This is a genomic window from Bacillus sp. VT 712, assembly GCF_001614195.1.
Taxonomy (GTDB): domain Bacteria; phylum Bacillota; class Bacilli; order Bacillales; family Bacillaceae_H; genus Priestia; species Priestia flexa.
Genome location: NZ_LWBK01000015.1, coordinates 26,569 through 40,753 on the forward strand (window position 1 = coordinate 26,569; position 14,185 = coordinate 40,753).

The window sequence follows — 14,185 nt, forward strand, 5'->3', positions numbered from 1 at the left end:
ATAAAAAGAAATGATAAAATACGAATATAAGTTCGTGTTTTTAAGGATTACAGTGCTATAATTTTAACACTAATGAAATGGAGGCCTCTCTGTGGCAGATCAATTTAAGCTAGTATCCTCATATGAACCTAAAGGGGATCAGCCCAAGGCAATTGAAAAAATTGTCAAAGGTATTCATGAAGGAAAACAGCAGCAGGTGTTATTAGGTGCAACAGGAACAGGTAAGACATTTACGATTTCTAATGTAATTAAGGAGGTTAATAAGCCTACCTTAATTATTGCTCATAATAAAACGTTGGCTGGGCAGCTATATAGCGAGTTTAAAGAGTTCTTTCCAGATAACGCAGTGGAATACTTTGTGAGCTATTACGACTACTATCAGCCTGAAGCTTATGTTCCACAAACCGATACGTTTATTGAAAAAGATGCAAGCATTAATGACGAAATCGATAAGCTACGTCACTCTGCAACGTCTTCGTTGTTTGAAAGAAACGACGTTATCATTATTGCCAGCGTATCTTGTATTTATGGATTAGGTTCACCGGAAGAATATAAAGAAATGGTTGTTTCGCTTCGTGTCGGCATGGAAAAGGAGCGAAATCAGCTACTTCGAGATCTTGTGGACGTGCAGTATGAACGCAATGACATCGACTTTAAACGCGGAACATTTCGCGTGCGTGGAGATGTGGTGGAGATTTTCCCAGCATCAAGAGATGAGCGCTGCATTCGCATTGAGTTCTTCGGAGATGAAATTGATCGTATTCGAGAAGTTGATGCTTTAACCGGAGAAGTCCTTAGCGATAGAGAACACGTGGCCATCTTCCCGGCGTCTCACTTCGTCACTCGAGAAGAAAAGATGAAAGTAGCGATTAAAAATATTGAAAAAGAGCTTCAAGAACAGCTTGAAAAGATGCGAGAAGCAGGCAAATTATTAGAAGCTCAGCGCCTTGAACAGCGCACAAACTATGATTTAGAAATGATGAGAGAGATGGGGTTCTGTTCCGGAATTGAAAACTACTCTCGTCATTTAACGCTACGTCCACCAGGATCGACACCATACACGCTGCTAGATTTCTTCCCAGAAGACTTTCTTCTTGTAGTCGATGAATCACATGTGACTATTCCACAAATTCGCGGAATGTATAACGGGGACCAAGCGCGAAAACAAGTGCTTGTTGACCATGGTTTTCGTCTTCCTTCAGCGCTTGATAATCGTCCGTTGAAATTCGATGAATTTGAAGATCATATCCATCAAATTGTTCACGTTTCGGCAACGCCAGGGCCTTATGAACTTGAAAAAGCGTCTGATGTTATTGAACAAATCATTCGACCAACGGGATTATTGGATCCAAATATTGAAGTGAGACCAATTGAAGGGCAGATTGATGATTTAATTGGAGAGCTTCAAGATCGAATTGCGAAAAACGAGCGCGTTCTCATTACAACGCTAACGAAAAAAATGTCAGAGGACTTAACGAATTATTTAAAAGAAATCGGCATTAAAGTACAGTATTTGCATTCTGAAATTAAAACGCTTGAGCGAATTGAAATTATTCGTGATTTGCGTCTTGGTAAATTTGACGTTTTAGTTGGAATTAACCTTCTAAGGGAAGGACTCGACATTCCTGAAGTGTCACTTGTCACGATATTAGATGCAGATAAAGAAGGATTTCTACGATCAGAGCGTTCACTTATCCAAACAATTGGTCGAGCGGCTCGTAACGCTAATGGTCACGTTATTATGTACGCAAATCGCATCACTAACTCGATGGAAATTGCGATTAGTGAAACGAATCGTCGTCGCAGCATTCAAGAAGCATACAATGAAAAACACGGCATTACGCCGCAGACAATTCAAAAAGAAGTTCGAGGTGCAATTCGAGCAACAATTGTAGCTGAGGATACTGAAAGCTACGATCAAGCACCTGCGTTTGATAAAATGACTGGAAAAGAAAAGCAAAAAGTAATTCAAGAAATGGAAGAAGAAATGAAGGAAGCAGCAAAAGCTCTTAACTTTGAACGAGCAGCTGAGCTTCGTGATCTTCTTTTAGAATTAAAAGCAGAAGGGTGATGGCAAGATGGCCATGGAGAAAATCGTAATAAAGGGCGCGCGCGCTCATAATTTAAAAAATATCGATATTGAAATTCCACGTGATAAGCTGGTCGTACTAACGGGCTTATCAGGTTCTGGTAAATCATCGCTTGCTTTTGATACGATTTATGCAGAAGGTCAGAGACGTTACGTGGAGTCATTATCAGCGTATGCTCGGCAGTTCCTTGGTCAGATGGACAAGCCGGACGTGGATTCCATTGAAGGTTTGTCTCCGGCTATCTCAATCGATCAAAAAACAACGAGCCGCAACCCTCGTTCAACTGTAGGAACCGTTACGGAAATTTATGATTATTTACGCTTGCTGTTTGCGCGTGTAGGGAGACCGACTTGTCCAAACCACGGGATTGAAATTACATCTCAGACCATTGAGCAGATGGTGGACCGTATTTTAGAGTACAAAGAGCGTACAAAATTACAAGTGCTGGCTCCCGTTGTGTCTGGGCGAAAAGGTGCGCATGTAAAGGCCTTAGAAGATATTAAAAAGCAAGGATACGTGCGTGTGCGCGTAGATGGAGAAATGCGCGAAGTAACAGAGGAAATTGAGCTAGACAAAAATAAAAAACATTCGATTGAAGTGGTTATCGATCGAATCGTGGTAAAAGAAGGCGTACAGTCTCGTTTATCTGACTCCCTAGAAACGGCTCTAAAACTCGGTGATGGAAAGGTTATTATCGACATCATTGGTGAAGAAGAGCTTTTATTTAGTGAGCATCATGCATGTCCAAAATGTGGTTTTTCAATTGGAGAGCTTGAACCGAGAATGTTTTCATTCAACAGTCCTTATGGTGCTTGTACAGCATGTGATGGACTAGGAATGAAGCTTAAAGTTGACCATGAACTGGTGATTCCGGATGATACGTTAACATTACGAGAAAATGCTATTGCTCCATGGGCTCCAACAAGTTCTCAGTACTATCCACAAATGCTAGAAGCAGTTTGCGCTCATTATAGCATCGATATGGACGTGCCGGTAAAAGACTTACCTAAGCATTTATTAGATAAAATCTTGCATGGAAGCGATGGCGAAAAAATATACTTCCGCTATGAAAATGACTTTGGACAAGTGCGTGAAAATGAAATCTTGTTCGAAGGTGTAATTCCAAACGTAGAGCGTCGTTATCATGAAACCAGCTCTGATTATATTCGTGAGCAAATGGAAAAATATATGGCCGAACAGCCTTGTCCAATGTGTAAGGGCCACCGCTTAAAGAAAGAAGCGCTTGCTGTTTTAATTGATTCTAAGCATATCGGTAACGTGACGCGTTTTTCTGTACAAGAAGCGTACAATTTCTTTAGCAGCCTGCAGCTTTCTGATAAAGAAATGAAAATTGCAGACATGATTTTAAGAGAAATTAAAGAACGCCTCAGTTTCTTAGTGAATGTCGGCTTAGATTACCTCACAATTAATCGTTCAGCTGGAACGTTATCTGGTGGAGAAGCACAGCGTATTCGACTAGCAACGCAAATTGGCTCACGTTTAACAGGGGTTCTTTACATTTTAGATGAACCGTCCATTGGTCTCCATCAGCGTGATAATGATCGCCTTATTCGAACGATGCAAGATATGAGAGACATTGGGAATACATTAATTGTTGTTGAGCACGATGAAGATACGATGCTTGCTGCCGATTATTTAATTGATATTGGTCCTGGTGCCGGTGTGCATGGAGGAGCGGTTGTGTCACAGGGAACACCAAAAGAAGTGATGGCAGATCCAAATTCATTAACAGGTCAGTATCTATCGGGAGAGCGTTTTATTCCGCTGCCAACAGAGCGCCGCGCAATTGATAAGAGCCGAATGATTGACATTGTAGGTGCAAAAGAAAACAATTTAAAAAATGTGAAGGTAAGTATTCCACTTGGAACGTTTACAGCAGTAACAGGCGTATCAGGTTCAGGGAAAAGTACGCTGGTAAATGATATTTTACACAAAACGCTTGCTCAAAAGCTTCATAAAGCCAAAAGTAGGGCTGGAGAGCATAAAGAAATCAAAGGAATTGAGCACTTAGATAAAGTGATTGATATTGATCAATCTCCAATTGGACGTACACCACGCTCTAATCCAGCTACGTATACGGGTGTTTTTGATGATATTCGTGACGTATTTGCCCAAACGAACGAAGCAAAAGTACGTGGTTATAAAAAAGGTCGTTTTAGCTTTAACGTAAAGGGAGGTCGCTGTGAAGCGTGTCGTGGAGACGGAATCATTAAAATTGAAATGCACTTTTTGCCGGACGTATATGTACCTTGTGAAGTATGTCATGGCAAGCGCTACAACCGCGAAACGTTAGAAGTTAAATATAAAGACCATAATATTTCAGACGTGCTGGATATGACGGTCGAGGATGCTCTGCATTTCTTTGAAAACATACCGAAAATCAAGCGTAAGCTACAAACAATCTATGACGTAGGACTTGGATATATTACGCTTGGGCAGCCTGCTACAACCCTATCAGGAGGGGAAGCGCAGCGTGTAAAGCTAGCTTCTGAGCTGCATCGCCGATCAACGGGCCGAACGCTTTACATTTTAGATGAGCCAACAACAGGTCTGCATATTGACGATATTGCACGACTTCTAAAAGTATTGCAACGACTCGTTGAAAATGGTGACACGGTTCTCGTTATTGAACACAATCTTGATATTATTAAAGCAGCAGATTATTTAATTGATTTAGGACCTGAAGGCGGAGATCAAGGTGGTCAAATTGTTGGTACAGGTACACCAGAAGAAGTCGCTGAAGTGAAAGGTTCCTATACAGGTAAGTATTTAAAGCCAATTTTAGAACGTGATCGAAAGCGTATGGATGAGAAGATAAAGGAAGTTCAAACAGTTGGCAAAGCATAAAATAGAAAAAAAGGCGCTAAAGGTAGCGCTTTTTTCTATTTTATGTATATTGAAACTTTTTGTAGCATAAACCGTATTACATAATAGTCTGCTTTTTCTTTAATAAAAAGGCAGTGAAAGTATGAAATAACGAGCTAAGATAGATGAAATTATAAACCAAAAGGAGAGAGTCACATGCTAGAAAAGCGCAAGCAGATTTTACAGATGGTAGAAGAGGGGAAGTTGACGGTAGATGAAGCATTAACGCTTTTAAATTCACTTGAAGCAAACCCTGAGCCAACTGTAAAAGTGAATGCATCATCGGAGTTGACGCCTTATGTTGGTAAATCGAGCAGCAGTTCTTCCACTTTTAAACCTTCGTCTGCATCCTTTAAAGAAAAGCTATTTAGCTTTGTCGATCAGACAGTCAAAAAAGTAAAGGACGTTGATTTAGACTTTAACTTTGGTCCCTCGGTTAAAGTTCAGCATATTTTCCAACAAACAGAAGCTTATATTCAGGCAATTGATATCGATATTGCAAACGGAAGTGTGAAGGTAAAACCATGGGGAAGTCCGGATGTGCGAATCGAGTGCGAATCAGATGTTTATAAGGTAGAGGGGCAAGAGCAAGCGCGACAAGCGTTTTTAAAAGATGTCTTATTTTCAATTGAGAACGGGAAGCTAAAATTTAATGTGCAAAAAAAACATATGAAGGTGAAGGCGACTGTTTATATACCTGAAACCGAGTATGAGAGAGTGAATGTACGTGTGTTTAATGGACCTATTGAAGGGGAAAGATTAAATGTAAGAGAATTAAAGGCCAAAACAGCCAACGGTTTAATTCGCTTTTATGAAGTGAATAGTGGACAGCTTGAAGCGGAAACATCTAATGGTCACATTGAGCTCTCACGCGTTTTCTCATCAAAATGTGAGATGGAGACGATTAACGGCTCTATAAAATTTGATGGGGATTATAAAAAAATCGATGCGCAAACTTTTAATGGAGATATTGAAGGGTACCTGAAAGGAGAGCGTGTTGAGTTAGCATTTTTAAAAACGACTACGGGGCATATCGAGCTTTATACGCCGTCTCATCTTGGCATCGAAGGAGATTTGAAATCAAATCTAGGTAAATTCGTCTGTAACTTACCTCAAATGGAGGTAATTGAAGAGAAAAAAGAGACGGTCATGAAGCAGATGCGCTTCCGAGCATATCTTGAAACAGCTAAATCGTATAAATTATTAGCAGAGTCTAAAGCTGGTTCAATCACAATTAAGTAAAACGTTGGCATATAAAGAAGCCTTTTGTAATCAGAATGATTAGGAAAAGGAGAAGATTGATAAATGAAAAAGTTATATAGATCACGCAGAAATAGAAAATTAGCTGGAATTATCGGCGGAATTTCCGAGTATACAGGGATTAGTGCTACGATTCTTCGACTGATTTTTGCATTGAGCGTTCTATTCGTTATTGGAACACCACTGGTAGTTATCTACTTCATTTTAATCTTTGTATTGCCAAATGAAGAAGGAGCCTAATAAGCATGCTTGTGAGAGGGATTATTAGCATTTTAATTAATGCTCTTGTACTTGTAGTAATTGCAGGTTATATCGATGCATTTCAACTATCGTCGATTGGTGCTGCAATTATTGCCAGCATCATTTTATCCATTTTAAATATTATCGTGAAACCCATTTTAATTCTTTTGACGTTACCAGTGACATTTCTAACACTTGGACTGTTTTTATTCGTCATAAACGCAGCGACGTTAATGATTACGCAAGGTATTATGGGTGATTCGTTTGTTATTGATGGATTTGGTACAGCTATTTTAGCTGCTATTGTTATGTCCATTCTGAACCTATTGATTCAAAAGGTTATTATTGATCCGTTGCGATCCAAATAAAGTAGCGCTAGCTTCAACGAAGCTAGCGCTACTTTGTTTTCTCTTCTCTTGCTTTTAATGATAAAATAGAGTGAACCTTTAATGGTAAATACTATCATAGACAAAAAGCTAATGGGTACATGGTTTTAAACTAAAGGAGGATTTCAGGTGGTAACAGTTCGTACTAAAGACTTAATTGAAAAGTTTAATTTAGAGTTAATCAGTGGAGAAGAAGGAATTGACCGTCCGATTGCAACAAGTGATATTTCACGTCCAGGGATTGAAATGGCCGGTTATTTTACATATTATCCAGCAGAGCGCATACAGCTATTAGGGAAAACGGAATTATCATTTTTTGAGCGTTTAGATGATGAAGAAAAGAAAGTCCGAATGGAAAAAATGTGTACAGATATTACGCCAGCCATTATTATTTCTCGTGATATGTCTGTGCCGAAAGAATTGATTGAAGCTTCTGAACGCGAAGCAGTTCCTGTACTACGATCGCCTTCTAAAACGACAAGACTTTCAAGTCATTTAACGAACTTTTTAGAAAGTCGTTTAGCACCGTCTACAGCTCTTCACGGAGTGCTTGTAGATATTTATGGAATCGGTGTCTTAATCATGGGGAAAAGTGGCGTTGGTAAAAGTGAAACCGCGCTTGAACTTGTGAAACGTGGACATCGTCTAGTAGCGGATGACTGTGTAGAAATTCGTCAAGAAGATCAAGATACGCTGGTCGGTAATGCTCCGGGGTTAATTGAACACTTACTTGAAATTCGCGGCCTTGGTATTATTAACGTGATGACGCTATTTGGTGCAGGTTCAGTACGTAGCTATAAGCGTATTTCATTAGTTATTCAGCTTGAGACATGGGACCAAAATAAACATTATGATCGTTTAGGCCTTGAAGAAGATAAAATGAAGATTATTGACACAGATGTGACAAAAATCACGTTACCTGTTCGTCCAGGGCGTAACTTAGCTGTTATTATTGAGGTAGCCGCAATGAACTTCCGCTTGAAACGGATGGGAATTAATGCAGCTGAGCAGTTCTCAAATCGCTTAACGGATGTAATTGAAGACGGTGACAGAGAAGATATTTAAGAAAGGGTGGTTTGATGGAAGCAAATATTCAGCCGCTTGATCGTGTGTTTTTAGAGCTAGGCCCACTGACAATCTATTGGTATGGCGTCATTATTGGAGCTGGTGTGCTGCTTGCTCTGTATATTGCTACAAAAGAAAGCACGAAGCGTGGGTTGCCTAAAGACACGTTTATCGATTTAGTGCTATTTGCAGTACCAATTGCTATTATTTGTGCGCGCATATACTATGTTGCGTTTGAATGGGATTATTACTCACAGCATTTGAATGAGATACCTCAAATCTGGAACGGTGGAATTGCTATTCATGGTGGATTGATTGGAGCAATTTTAACTGGGATTGTTTTTTCACGTGTGAAAAAGATTTCATTTTGGAAACTAGCGGACATTGCGGCACCAAGTATTATTCTTGGTCAGGCAATCGGACGCTGGGGGAATTTTATGAATCAAGAAGCGCACGGTGGAGAAGTATCACGTGCTTTTCTAGAAGGTTTGCACCTGCCAGAATTTATTATTAATCAAATGTATATTAACGGTACATATTACCACCCTACGTTTTTATATGAATCGCTTTGGAATTTAGCCGGATTTGCTCTGTTAATTGCGCTAAGACGCGTCAATTTGCGTAGAGGTGAACTGTTCTTAACGTACGTTATTTGGTATTCAATTGGGCGATACTTTATTGAAGGAATGCGTACAGACAGCTTGATGTTGACGGATACGCTGCGCATCGCACAAGTCATTTCGCTTGTCTTAATTGCGGTAGCAGTCATTATTATTGCTATTCGTCGAAAAACAAATAAGGAAACGTATTTGGAAACAAGTAAAAAGAAACAGGGGTGAGGGAATGCTTAGGTCGATACAAAAGGGGATTATGGGAGGACTCAAAACAACGCTGACACTAGGAAAAGTCATTTTTCCAGTAACGCTAATTGTTTCACTCCTTCAATACACGCCGGTGCTGGATTGGTTTGCTACGTTAATTTCACCTTTAATGAAGTTATTTGGGCTATCGGGAGATGCAGCCATTCCACTTGTGCTGGGGAACTTGTTAAATTTGTATGCGGGAATTGCAGGGATTTTATCACTGGATTTAACGGTGAAAGAAGTATTTATTCTAGCCGTTATGCTGTCTTTCTCTCATAATTTATTAATTGAAACGAGCGTAGCTTTAAAAGTTGGTGTGAAGCTATGGGTTATTTTATCGGTTCGTATCGGGCTCGCTGTGATCTCAGCCATTATCATTAACTTAGTATGGAATGGCGGAGGCGAACAGGCACAGTACGGTTTTTTAGCAACGAAGCACGAGGAAGTAAGCGGATGGGGAGCAATCATCTGGCAATCGATTGAAAAAGCAGGTTTTGGAATTCTACAGCTGGCTCTTATTGTTATTCCAGTTATGGTGGGAATTCAAATCCTGAAAGATATTGGGTGGCTCGATAAGCTTTCCTCAATGCTTGGTCCGTTTACACGCTTATTAGGGATGAAAGAAAATACGTCTACAACGCTTGTGACAGGTCTCTTACTAGGGTTGGCATATGGAGCTGGCGTCATGATTCAAGCTGTACAAGAAGAGGGAGTTAGTAAGCGTGATGCAACGCTTGCGTTCATCTTTTTAGTCGCTTGTCATGCTGTAGTAGAAGATACGTTAATTTTTATTCCGCTAGGTATTCCTGTACTGCCGCTGCTCATTATTCGGGTAGTTGTTGCACTTGTGTTAACCATTGTGATTTCACGGATGTGGAAAGAAAATGAAGTAAGGCATAGAAAGGAAGTTTCATATGAGCATTAACACCGTTCTATTTGATTTAGATGGAACGCTAATTGATACAAATGAATTAATTATTTCATCTTTTATGCACACATTAAATCATTATTATCCCGAGCAATATAAACGTGAAGATGTCTTGGCATTTATGGGGCCACCTCTTTATGACACTTTTGTACAGATGGATAAAGAGCGAGTACACGAAATGATTGACACGTACCGTACTCATAACTTAAGTCATCATGATGAACTTGTAACAGAGTTTGCAGGCGTATTTGAAACGGTGAAATGGTTACATGATCAGAAGTATAAGTTGGCTATCGTTACAACAAAGCAGATTAATACGGTCATGCTGGGGCTAAAACTTACGAAGTTGGATCAATTTTTTGATGTAATTGTTGCAATTGACGACGTGCAGCATGCAAAGCCTCACCCAGAGCCAGTCGAAAAAGCATTAGTACTTTTAAATGCACAGCCAGAAGAAGCTGTTATGGTAGGAGATAACCATCATGACATCCTATCTGGTAAAAATGCAGGTACGAAAACAGCTGGTGTGGCTTGGAGTGCAAAAGGAAGAGAACACATTGCTTCTTATGAGCCAGATGTTATCTTAGAAGAGATGAAAGACTTGATTCCATGGCTTGGAGGAAAAGAGCAGTGAGAAAGACGAAGCGATTTCCTGTCGAAGGACCTAACTCGCTCTGGCACGTCTATAAAACCGTTCCATTTTGGAAGGTAATGCGTAACTTTATTGTCATTCAGCTTGCTCGCTATTCTCCTTTTTTATCATTTAAAAACTGGCTTTACCGGACGTTCTTACAGATGGAGGTAGGGCCTCAAACTTCTTTTGGACTGATGGTTATGCTTGATATTATGTTTCCAGAGAAGATAACGGTTGGAAAAAACTCGGTAATTGGATATAACACAACGATTCTCGCCCATGAATATTTAATTAAAGAATATCGACTTGGAGATGTAATCATTGGTGATGAGGTAATGATTGGAGCTAATAGTACAATCTTACCTGGAGTAGTGATTGGTAACGGAGCAATTGTTGCTGCGGGAACAGTCGTACATAGAAACATAGAGCCTGGCTCTTTTGTTGGAGGAAATCCAATGAGGGTCATTTATACAAAAGAAGAAATGCAAAAGCGCACAGAAGAAAACGAATCAGCCACGACTTATCAATAAGGAGTGGCTTTTTTTGTAAGAAAATAGCGCTATATGAGTTGACGATTACCTATAAGGGGTGTAAACTACTAATAACTTTAATTTGTTATTTCGCTAATACATTAGTGTGATAAAGTGAAAAGTGGTCTTCTATGATGAAAATTAGTTGTTTATATAGAAATAGATGCAACCAAGTTGAGAAAAGGAAGTGTCATAATGTCAAAGCTGTTTATGTTTGAAAAACCTTTAGGTATGCGGGATACATTACCATCTCTTTTTGAAAAGAAAAAGCAAGTTCGAAATCAGTTAGCAGAAGAAATTAGTAGCTGGGGCTATCAATATATGGCTACTCCTACTCTTGAATACTTTGAAACGGTTGGAAGCGCATCGGCCATTTTAGATCAACAATTATTTAAATTATTAGATAAAGAAGGTCATACGCTTGTTTTACGACCTGATATGACGACGCCTTTTGCGCGCGTGGCAGCATCAAAACTTTTAAATAACTCACCGCTTCGCCTTGCGTATGAAGCGAATGTCTTTCGAGCTCAGCAGCGTGAAGGTGGTCGACCGGCTGAGTTTGAGCAAATTGGTGTTGAGTTAATTGGTGATGCAACAATGAGCAGCGATGCAGAAGTGATTGCGTTGATGATTAGTGCATTAAAGCGTGCTGGGCTAAAATCATTTAAAGTAGCCATTGGCCACATTGGATTCGTTAACTCATTGTTCTTAGAGATTGTCGGAAACGAAGAGCGTGCCAATGTTTTACGCCGCTTTTTATATGAGAAAAATTATGTTGGTTATCGTAATCACGTGAAGAGCTTAAACCTTTCCTCCATTGATAAACAGCGTCTTTTACAGCTTTTAAACTTACGTGGTGGAGAAGAAAAAATCCAAGAAGCTATTGAGCTTGTTGAAAATAAAGAAGGTAAAAAGCTTGCTGAGGATCTTCAAAGCCTTTGGAACATGCTGGACGCTTATGGCGTAACGGAAGAAATTAAAATTGACTTCAACCTTGTAAGTCACATGAGTTATTACACTGGCATTTTATTTGAAGTCTTTGCTGAGCACGTAGGCTTTCATATTGGGAACGGTGGACGTTACGATCAATTATTAGAACAATTTTCAACGAAAACACCGGCAACTGGATTTGGTATTCAGCTTGACCGTTTAATTGAAGCGCTAGATGAAGAAGCATACGAAGAAGTGCCTGTTTACGGCGTTTTATATAGCCAGGAGCGGTTATCAGAAGCAATAGCGCTTGCGGCTGAACAAAGACGTGCAGGTAAACGTGTCGTTGTTCAAGATATTGTAGGCGTTGATGATGTCGACGTATTTACAGCTGGCCTTGAAGAAGTATCGTTTCTTATTGGTAAACGTGGCAAGGGGGGACAATAATGACTGAACTACTAACAATTGCGATGCCAAAAGGAAGAATATTTGAAGAAGCTGCTCAACTTTTGCGTCAAGCAGGCTTTCAGCTTCCTCCAGAGTTTGATGACTCACGCAAATTAATTGTTGATATTCCAGAAGAAAACATGCGCTTTATTTTAGCAAAGCCAATGGACGTAACGACTTACGTAGAGTATGGCGTAGCTGATTTAGGTATTGCAGGAAAAGATGTGATGCTTGAAGAAGAAAGAGATGTCTATGAACTATTAGATTTGCAGATTAGCAAATGTCATCTTGCAGTGGCGGGCCTTCCCAATGCGAAAAAATCAGAGATTGCGCAAAAAGTAGCGACAAAATATCCGAACGTCGCGTCCACTTATTTTCGAGAACAAGGAGAACAGGTGGAAATTATTAAACTAAATGGATCGATTGAGTTAGCGCCGCTTATCGGCTTAGCAGATCGTATTGTTGATATCGTTTCGACGGGCAGAACGTTACAGGAAAATGGTCTGGTTGAACTAGAGCATATCGGTGATATTACATCTCGATTAATTGTAAACCCAGTTAGCTACCGGTTAAAAGATGAACGCATTGATGATTTAGTTAACCGATTATCAAAAGTTGTCGAAGCATCATGAATGAGGTGAATTTGATGAAGATTACACGTGTGACGGAAGACGTTAGCTTAAAACGTACGATTGATCAAGGCACGGGAGCACAGCGTGAAGCGGTGCTTAACATTCTTCAAGACGTTAAGGATAAAGGAGATCAAGCCCTATTTTCATATACGGAAAAGTTTGACGGTGTGTTATTAGAAGCACTGAAAGTGTCGGATGCAGAGCGGAAGAACGCATATGAAGCCATCGATGATGAAACTATTCAGATTATTAACGAGGCTGCTGCTAATATCCGTGACTACCATGAGCGCATGATTACGCAATCTTGGATGGTGACAAAAGAAGATGGCACGATTCTTGGGCAGAAGGTGACACCTTTAGATGCAGTTGGCGTCTATGTCCCAGGCGGTTTAGCTGCGTATCCATCATCCGTGTTGATGAACGTAATTCCTGCTCAGGTAGCTGGCGTTAAGCGTATTGTAATGGTATCACCTGTGCAAAAAGACGGTTCGTTACCAGCTGGCGTTCTCGTTGCAGCTACTGAGCTAGGTGTGGAAGAGATTTATAAAGTTGGAGGAGCACAAGCGATCGGAGCATTGGCGTATGGAACAGAAACAATTGAAGCGGTCGACAAAATTGTGGGTCCAGGAAACATTTATGTTGCCTTAGCAAAGAGAGAAGTATACGGCTTAGTTGATATTGATTCGATTGCTGGACCGAGTGAAATCGTTGTATTAGCAGATGATACAGCAAGACCAAATGAAGTGGCAGCTGACCTGTTATCACAAGCAGAACATGACCAGTTGGCATCTAGCATTTTGGTAACAGCGTCTTTAAATCTAGCAGCAGCCGTAGCACAAGAGGTTCAAAAACAGCTTGAAACGCTACCTCGAAAAGTGATTGCTGAAGCATCTATTCAAGAGTATGGTGCAATTTATGTCACAGAAGAGCTTGAAGAAGCGATTGACGTAGTTAATAAATTGGCTCCAGAACATCTTGAAATTATGACGGATGAACCGATGACTATACTCGGGAAAATTCGTCACGCTGGAGCTATTTTTTTAGGTAGATATAGCTCAGAGCCAGTAGGAGATTATTTTGCTGGCCCAAACCATGTATTACCAACGAACGGAACGGCCAAGTTTTCAAGTCCGTTATCTGTTGATTCATTTGTAAAAAAATCAAGCATCATTTCATATAGCGAGCAGGCGCTTAAAGCTAATAGTTCGAAAATTGCCGCTTTTGCAAGGCTAGAAGGATTAGAAGCACACGCTCGAGCAGTTGAAGAACGATTCAAAAAATAAAGTAAAGAGAG

The 14,185-nt window shown here is 40.1% G+C and carries 13 protein-coding genes; all 13 read left to right on the plus strand.

Going from position 1 to position 14,185, the window contains the following annotated elements; translation table 11 throughout:
- Positions 1-91 precede the first annotated feature (91 nt).
- Positions 92-2,071, plus strand: a complete 1,980-nt coding sequence (uvrB, locus tag A2U94_RS09215) for an excinuclease ABC subunit UvrB (RefSeq protein ID WP_025907405.1) — start codon at positions 92-94, stop codon at positions 2,069-2,071.
- Positions 2,072-2,078: 7 nt separating this feature from the next.
- Positions 2,079-4,958 (plus strand): excinuclease ABC subunit UvrA, encoded by a 2,880-nt coding sequence (uvrA, locus tag A2U94_RS09220; RefSeq protein WP_025907407.1) that lies wholly within the window; start codon positions 2,079-2,081, stop codon positions 4,956-4,958.
- 174 nt (positions 4,959-5,132) lie between these two features.
- The gene (locus A2U94_RS09225; protein WP_025907409.1) at positions 5,133-6,218 is read left to right on the plus strand and encodes a DUF4097 family beta strand repeat-containing protein; all 1,086 of its coding nucleotides are present in this window, start codon (positions 5,133-5,135) and stop codon (positions 6,216-6,218) included.
- A gap of 63 nt (positions 6,219-6,281) precedes the next feature.
- The gene (locus tag A2U94_RS09230; protein ID WP_025907411.1) at positions 6,282-6,476 is read left to right on the plus strand and encodes a PspC domain-containing protein; all 195 of its coding nucleotides are present in this window, start codon (positions 6,282-6,284) and stop codon (positions 6,474-6,476) included.
- Positions 6,477-6,481: 5 nt separating this feature from the next.
- Positions 6,482-6,844 carry a phage holin family protein gene (locus tag A2U94_RS09235; RefSeq protein ID WP_025907413.1) on the plus strand — a complete coding sequence of 121 codons (363 nt, stop codon included), beginning with the start codon at positions 6,482-6,484 and terminating at the stop codon, positions 6,842-6,844.
- Between the two features lie 147 nt (positions 6,845-6,991).
- Positions 6,992-7,927 carry an HPr(Ser) kinase/phosphatase gene (hprK, locus tag A2U94_RS09240; RefSeq protein ID WP_025907414.1) on the plus strand — a complete coding sequence of 312 codons (936 nt, stop codon included), beginning with the start codon at positions 6,992-6,994 and terminating at the stop codon, positions 7,925-7,927.
- Positions 7,928-7,941: 14 nt separating this feature from the next.
- Positions 7,942-8,766 (plus strand): prolipoprotein diacylglyceryl transferase, encoded by an 825-nt coding sequence (gene lgt / locus A2U94_RS09245; protein WP_025907417.1) that lies wholly within the window; start codon positions 7,942-7,944, stop codon positions 8,764-8,766.
- Positions 8,767-8,770: 4 nt separating this feature from the next.
- Positions 8,771-9,715 carry a nucleoside recognition domain-containing protein gene (locus A2U94_RS09250; protein WP_025907418.1) on the plus strand — a complete coding sequence of 315 codons (945 nt, stop codon included), beginning with the start codon at positions 8,771-8,773 and terminating at the stop codon, positions 9,713-9,715.
- On the plus strand, positions 9,705-10,352 hold the full coding sequence (gene ppaX, locus A2U94_RS09255; protein ID WP_025907421.1) for a pyrophosphatase PpaX: 648 nt from the start codon (positions 9,705-9,707) through the stop codon (positions 10,350-10,352). Before A2U94_RS09250 ends, ppaX begins: the two co-directional genes overlap by 11 nt.
- Positions 10,349-10,882, plus strand: a complete 534-nt coding sequence (locus A2U94_RS09260; RefSeq protein ID WP_025907423.1) for an acyltransferase — start codon at positions 10,349-10,351, stop codon at positions 10,880-10,882. The genes ppaX and A2U94_RS09260 overlap by 4 nt, the downstream gene beginning before the upstream one ends.
- Before the next feature lie 195 nt (positions 10,883-11,077).
- Positions 11,078-12,259: an ATP phosphoribosyltransferase regulatory subunit gene (locus tag A2U94_RS09265; RefSeq protein WP_025907424.1), complete on the plus strand. Its 1,182-nt coding sequence runs from the start codon at positions 11,078-11,080 to the stop codon at positions 12,257-12,259.
- Positions 12,259-12,891, plus strand: a complete 633-nt coding sequence (hisG, locus tag A2U94_RS09270) for an ATP phosphoribosyltransferase (protein ID WP_025907426.1) — start codon at positions 12,259-12,261, stop codon at positions 12,889-12,891. The genes A2U94_RS09265 and hisG overlap by 1 nt, the downstream gene beginning before the upstream one ends.
- Positions 12,892-12,905: 14 nt before the next feature.
- The gene (gene hisD, locus A2U94_RS09275; RefSeq protein ID WP_025907428.1) at positions 12,906-14,174 is read left to right on the plus strand and encodes a histidinol dehydrogenase; all 1,269 of its coding nucleotides are present in this window, start codon (positions 12,906-12,908) and stop codon (positions 14,172-14,174) included.
- Positions 14,175-14,185 lie beyond the last annotated feature (11 nt).

Excerpts from the sequence above, each read along its gene's own strand:
- lgt (WP_025907417.1), top strand. The coding sequence starts at position 7,942 with ATGGAAGCAAATATTCAGCCGCTTGATCGTGTGTTTTTAGAGCTAGGC.
- A2U94_RS09235 (WP_025907413.1), top strand. The coding sequence starts at position 6,482 with ATGCTTGTGAGAGGGATTATTAGCATTTTAATTAATGCTCTTGTACTT.
- hisD (WP_025907428.1), top strand. The coding sequence starts at position 12,906 with ATGAAGATTACACGTGTGACGGAAGACGTTAGCTTAAAACGTACGATT.
- uvrA (WP_025907407.1), top strand. The coding sequence starts at position 2,079 with ATGGCCATGGAGAAAATCGTAATAAAGGGCGCGCGCGCTCATAATTTA.
- ppaX (WP_025907421.1), top strand. The coding sequence starts at position 9,705 with ATGAGCATTAACACCGTTCTATTTGATTTAGATGGAACGCTAATTGAT.
- A2U94_RS09230 (WP_025907411.1), top strand. The coding sequence starts at position 6,282 with ATGAAAAAGTTATATAGATCACGCAGAAATAGAAAATTAGCTGGAATT.
- A2U94_RS09265 (WP_025907424.1), top strand. The coding sequence starts at position 11,078 with ATGTCAAAGCTGTTTATGTTTGAAAAACCTTTAGGTATGCGGGATACA.
- A2U94_RS09225 (WP_025907409.1), top strand. The coding sequence starts at position 5,133 with ATGCTAGAAAAGCGCAAGCAGATTTTACAGATGGTAGAAGAGGGGAAG.
- hisG (WP_025907426.1), top strand. The coding sequence starts at position 12,259 with ATGACTGAACTACTAACAATTGCGATGCCAAAAGGAAGAATATTTGAA.
- A2U94_RS09250 (WP_025907418.1), top strand. The coding sequence starts at position 8,771 with ATGCTTAGGTCGATACAAAAGGGGATTATGGGAGGACTCAAAACAACG.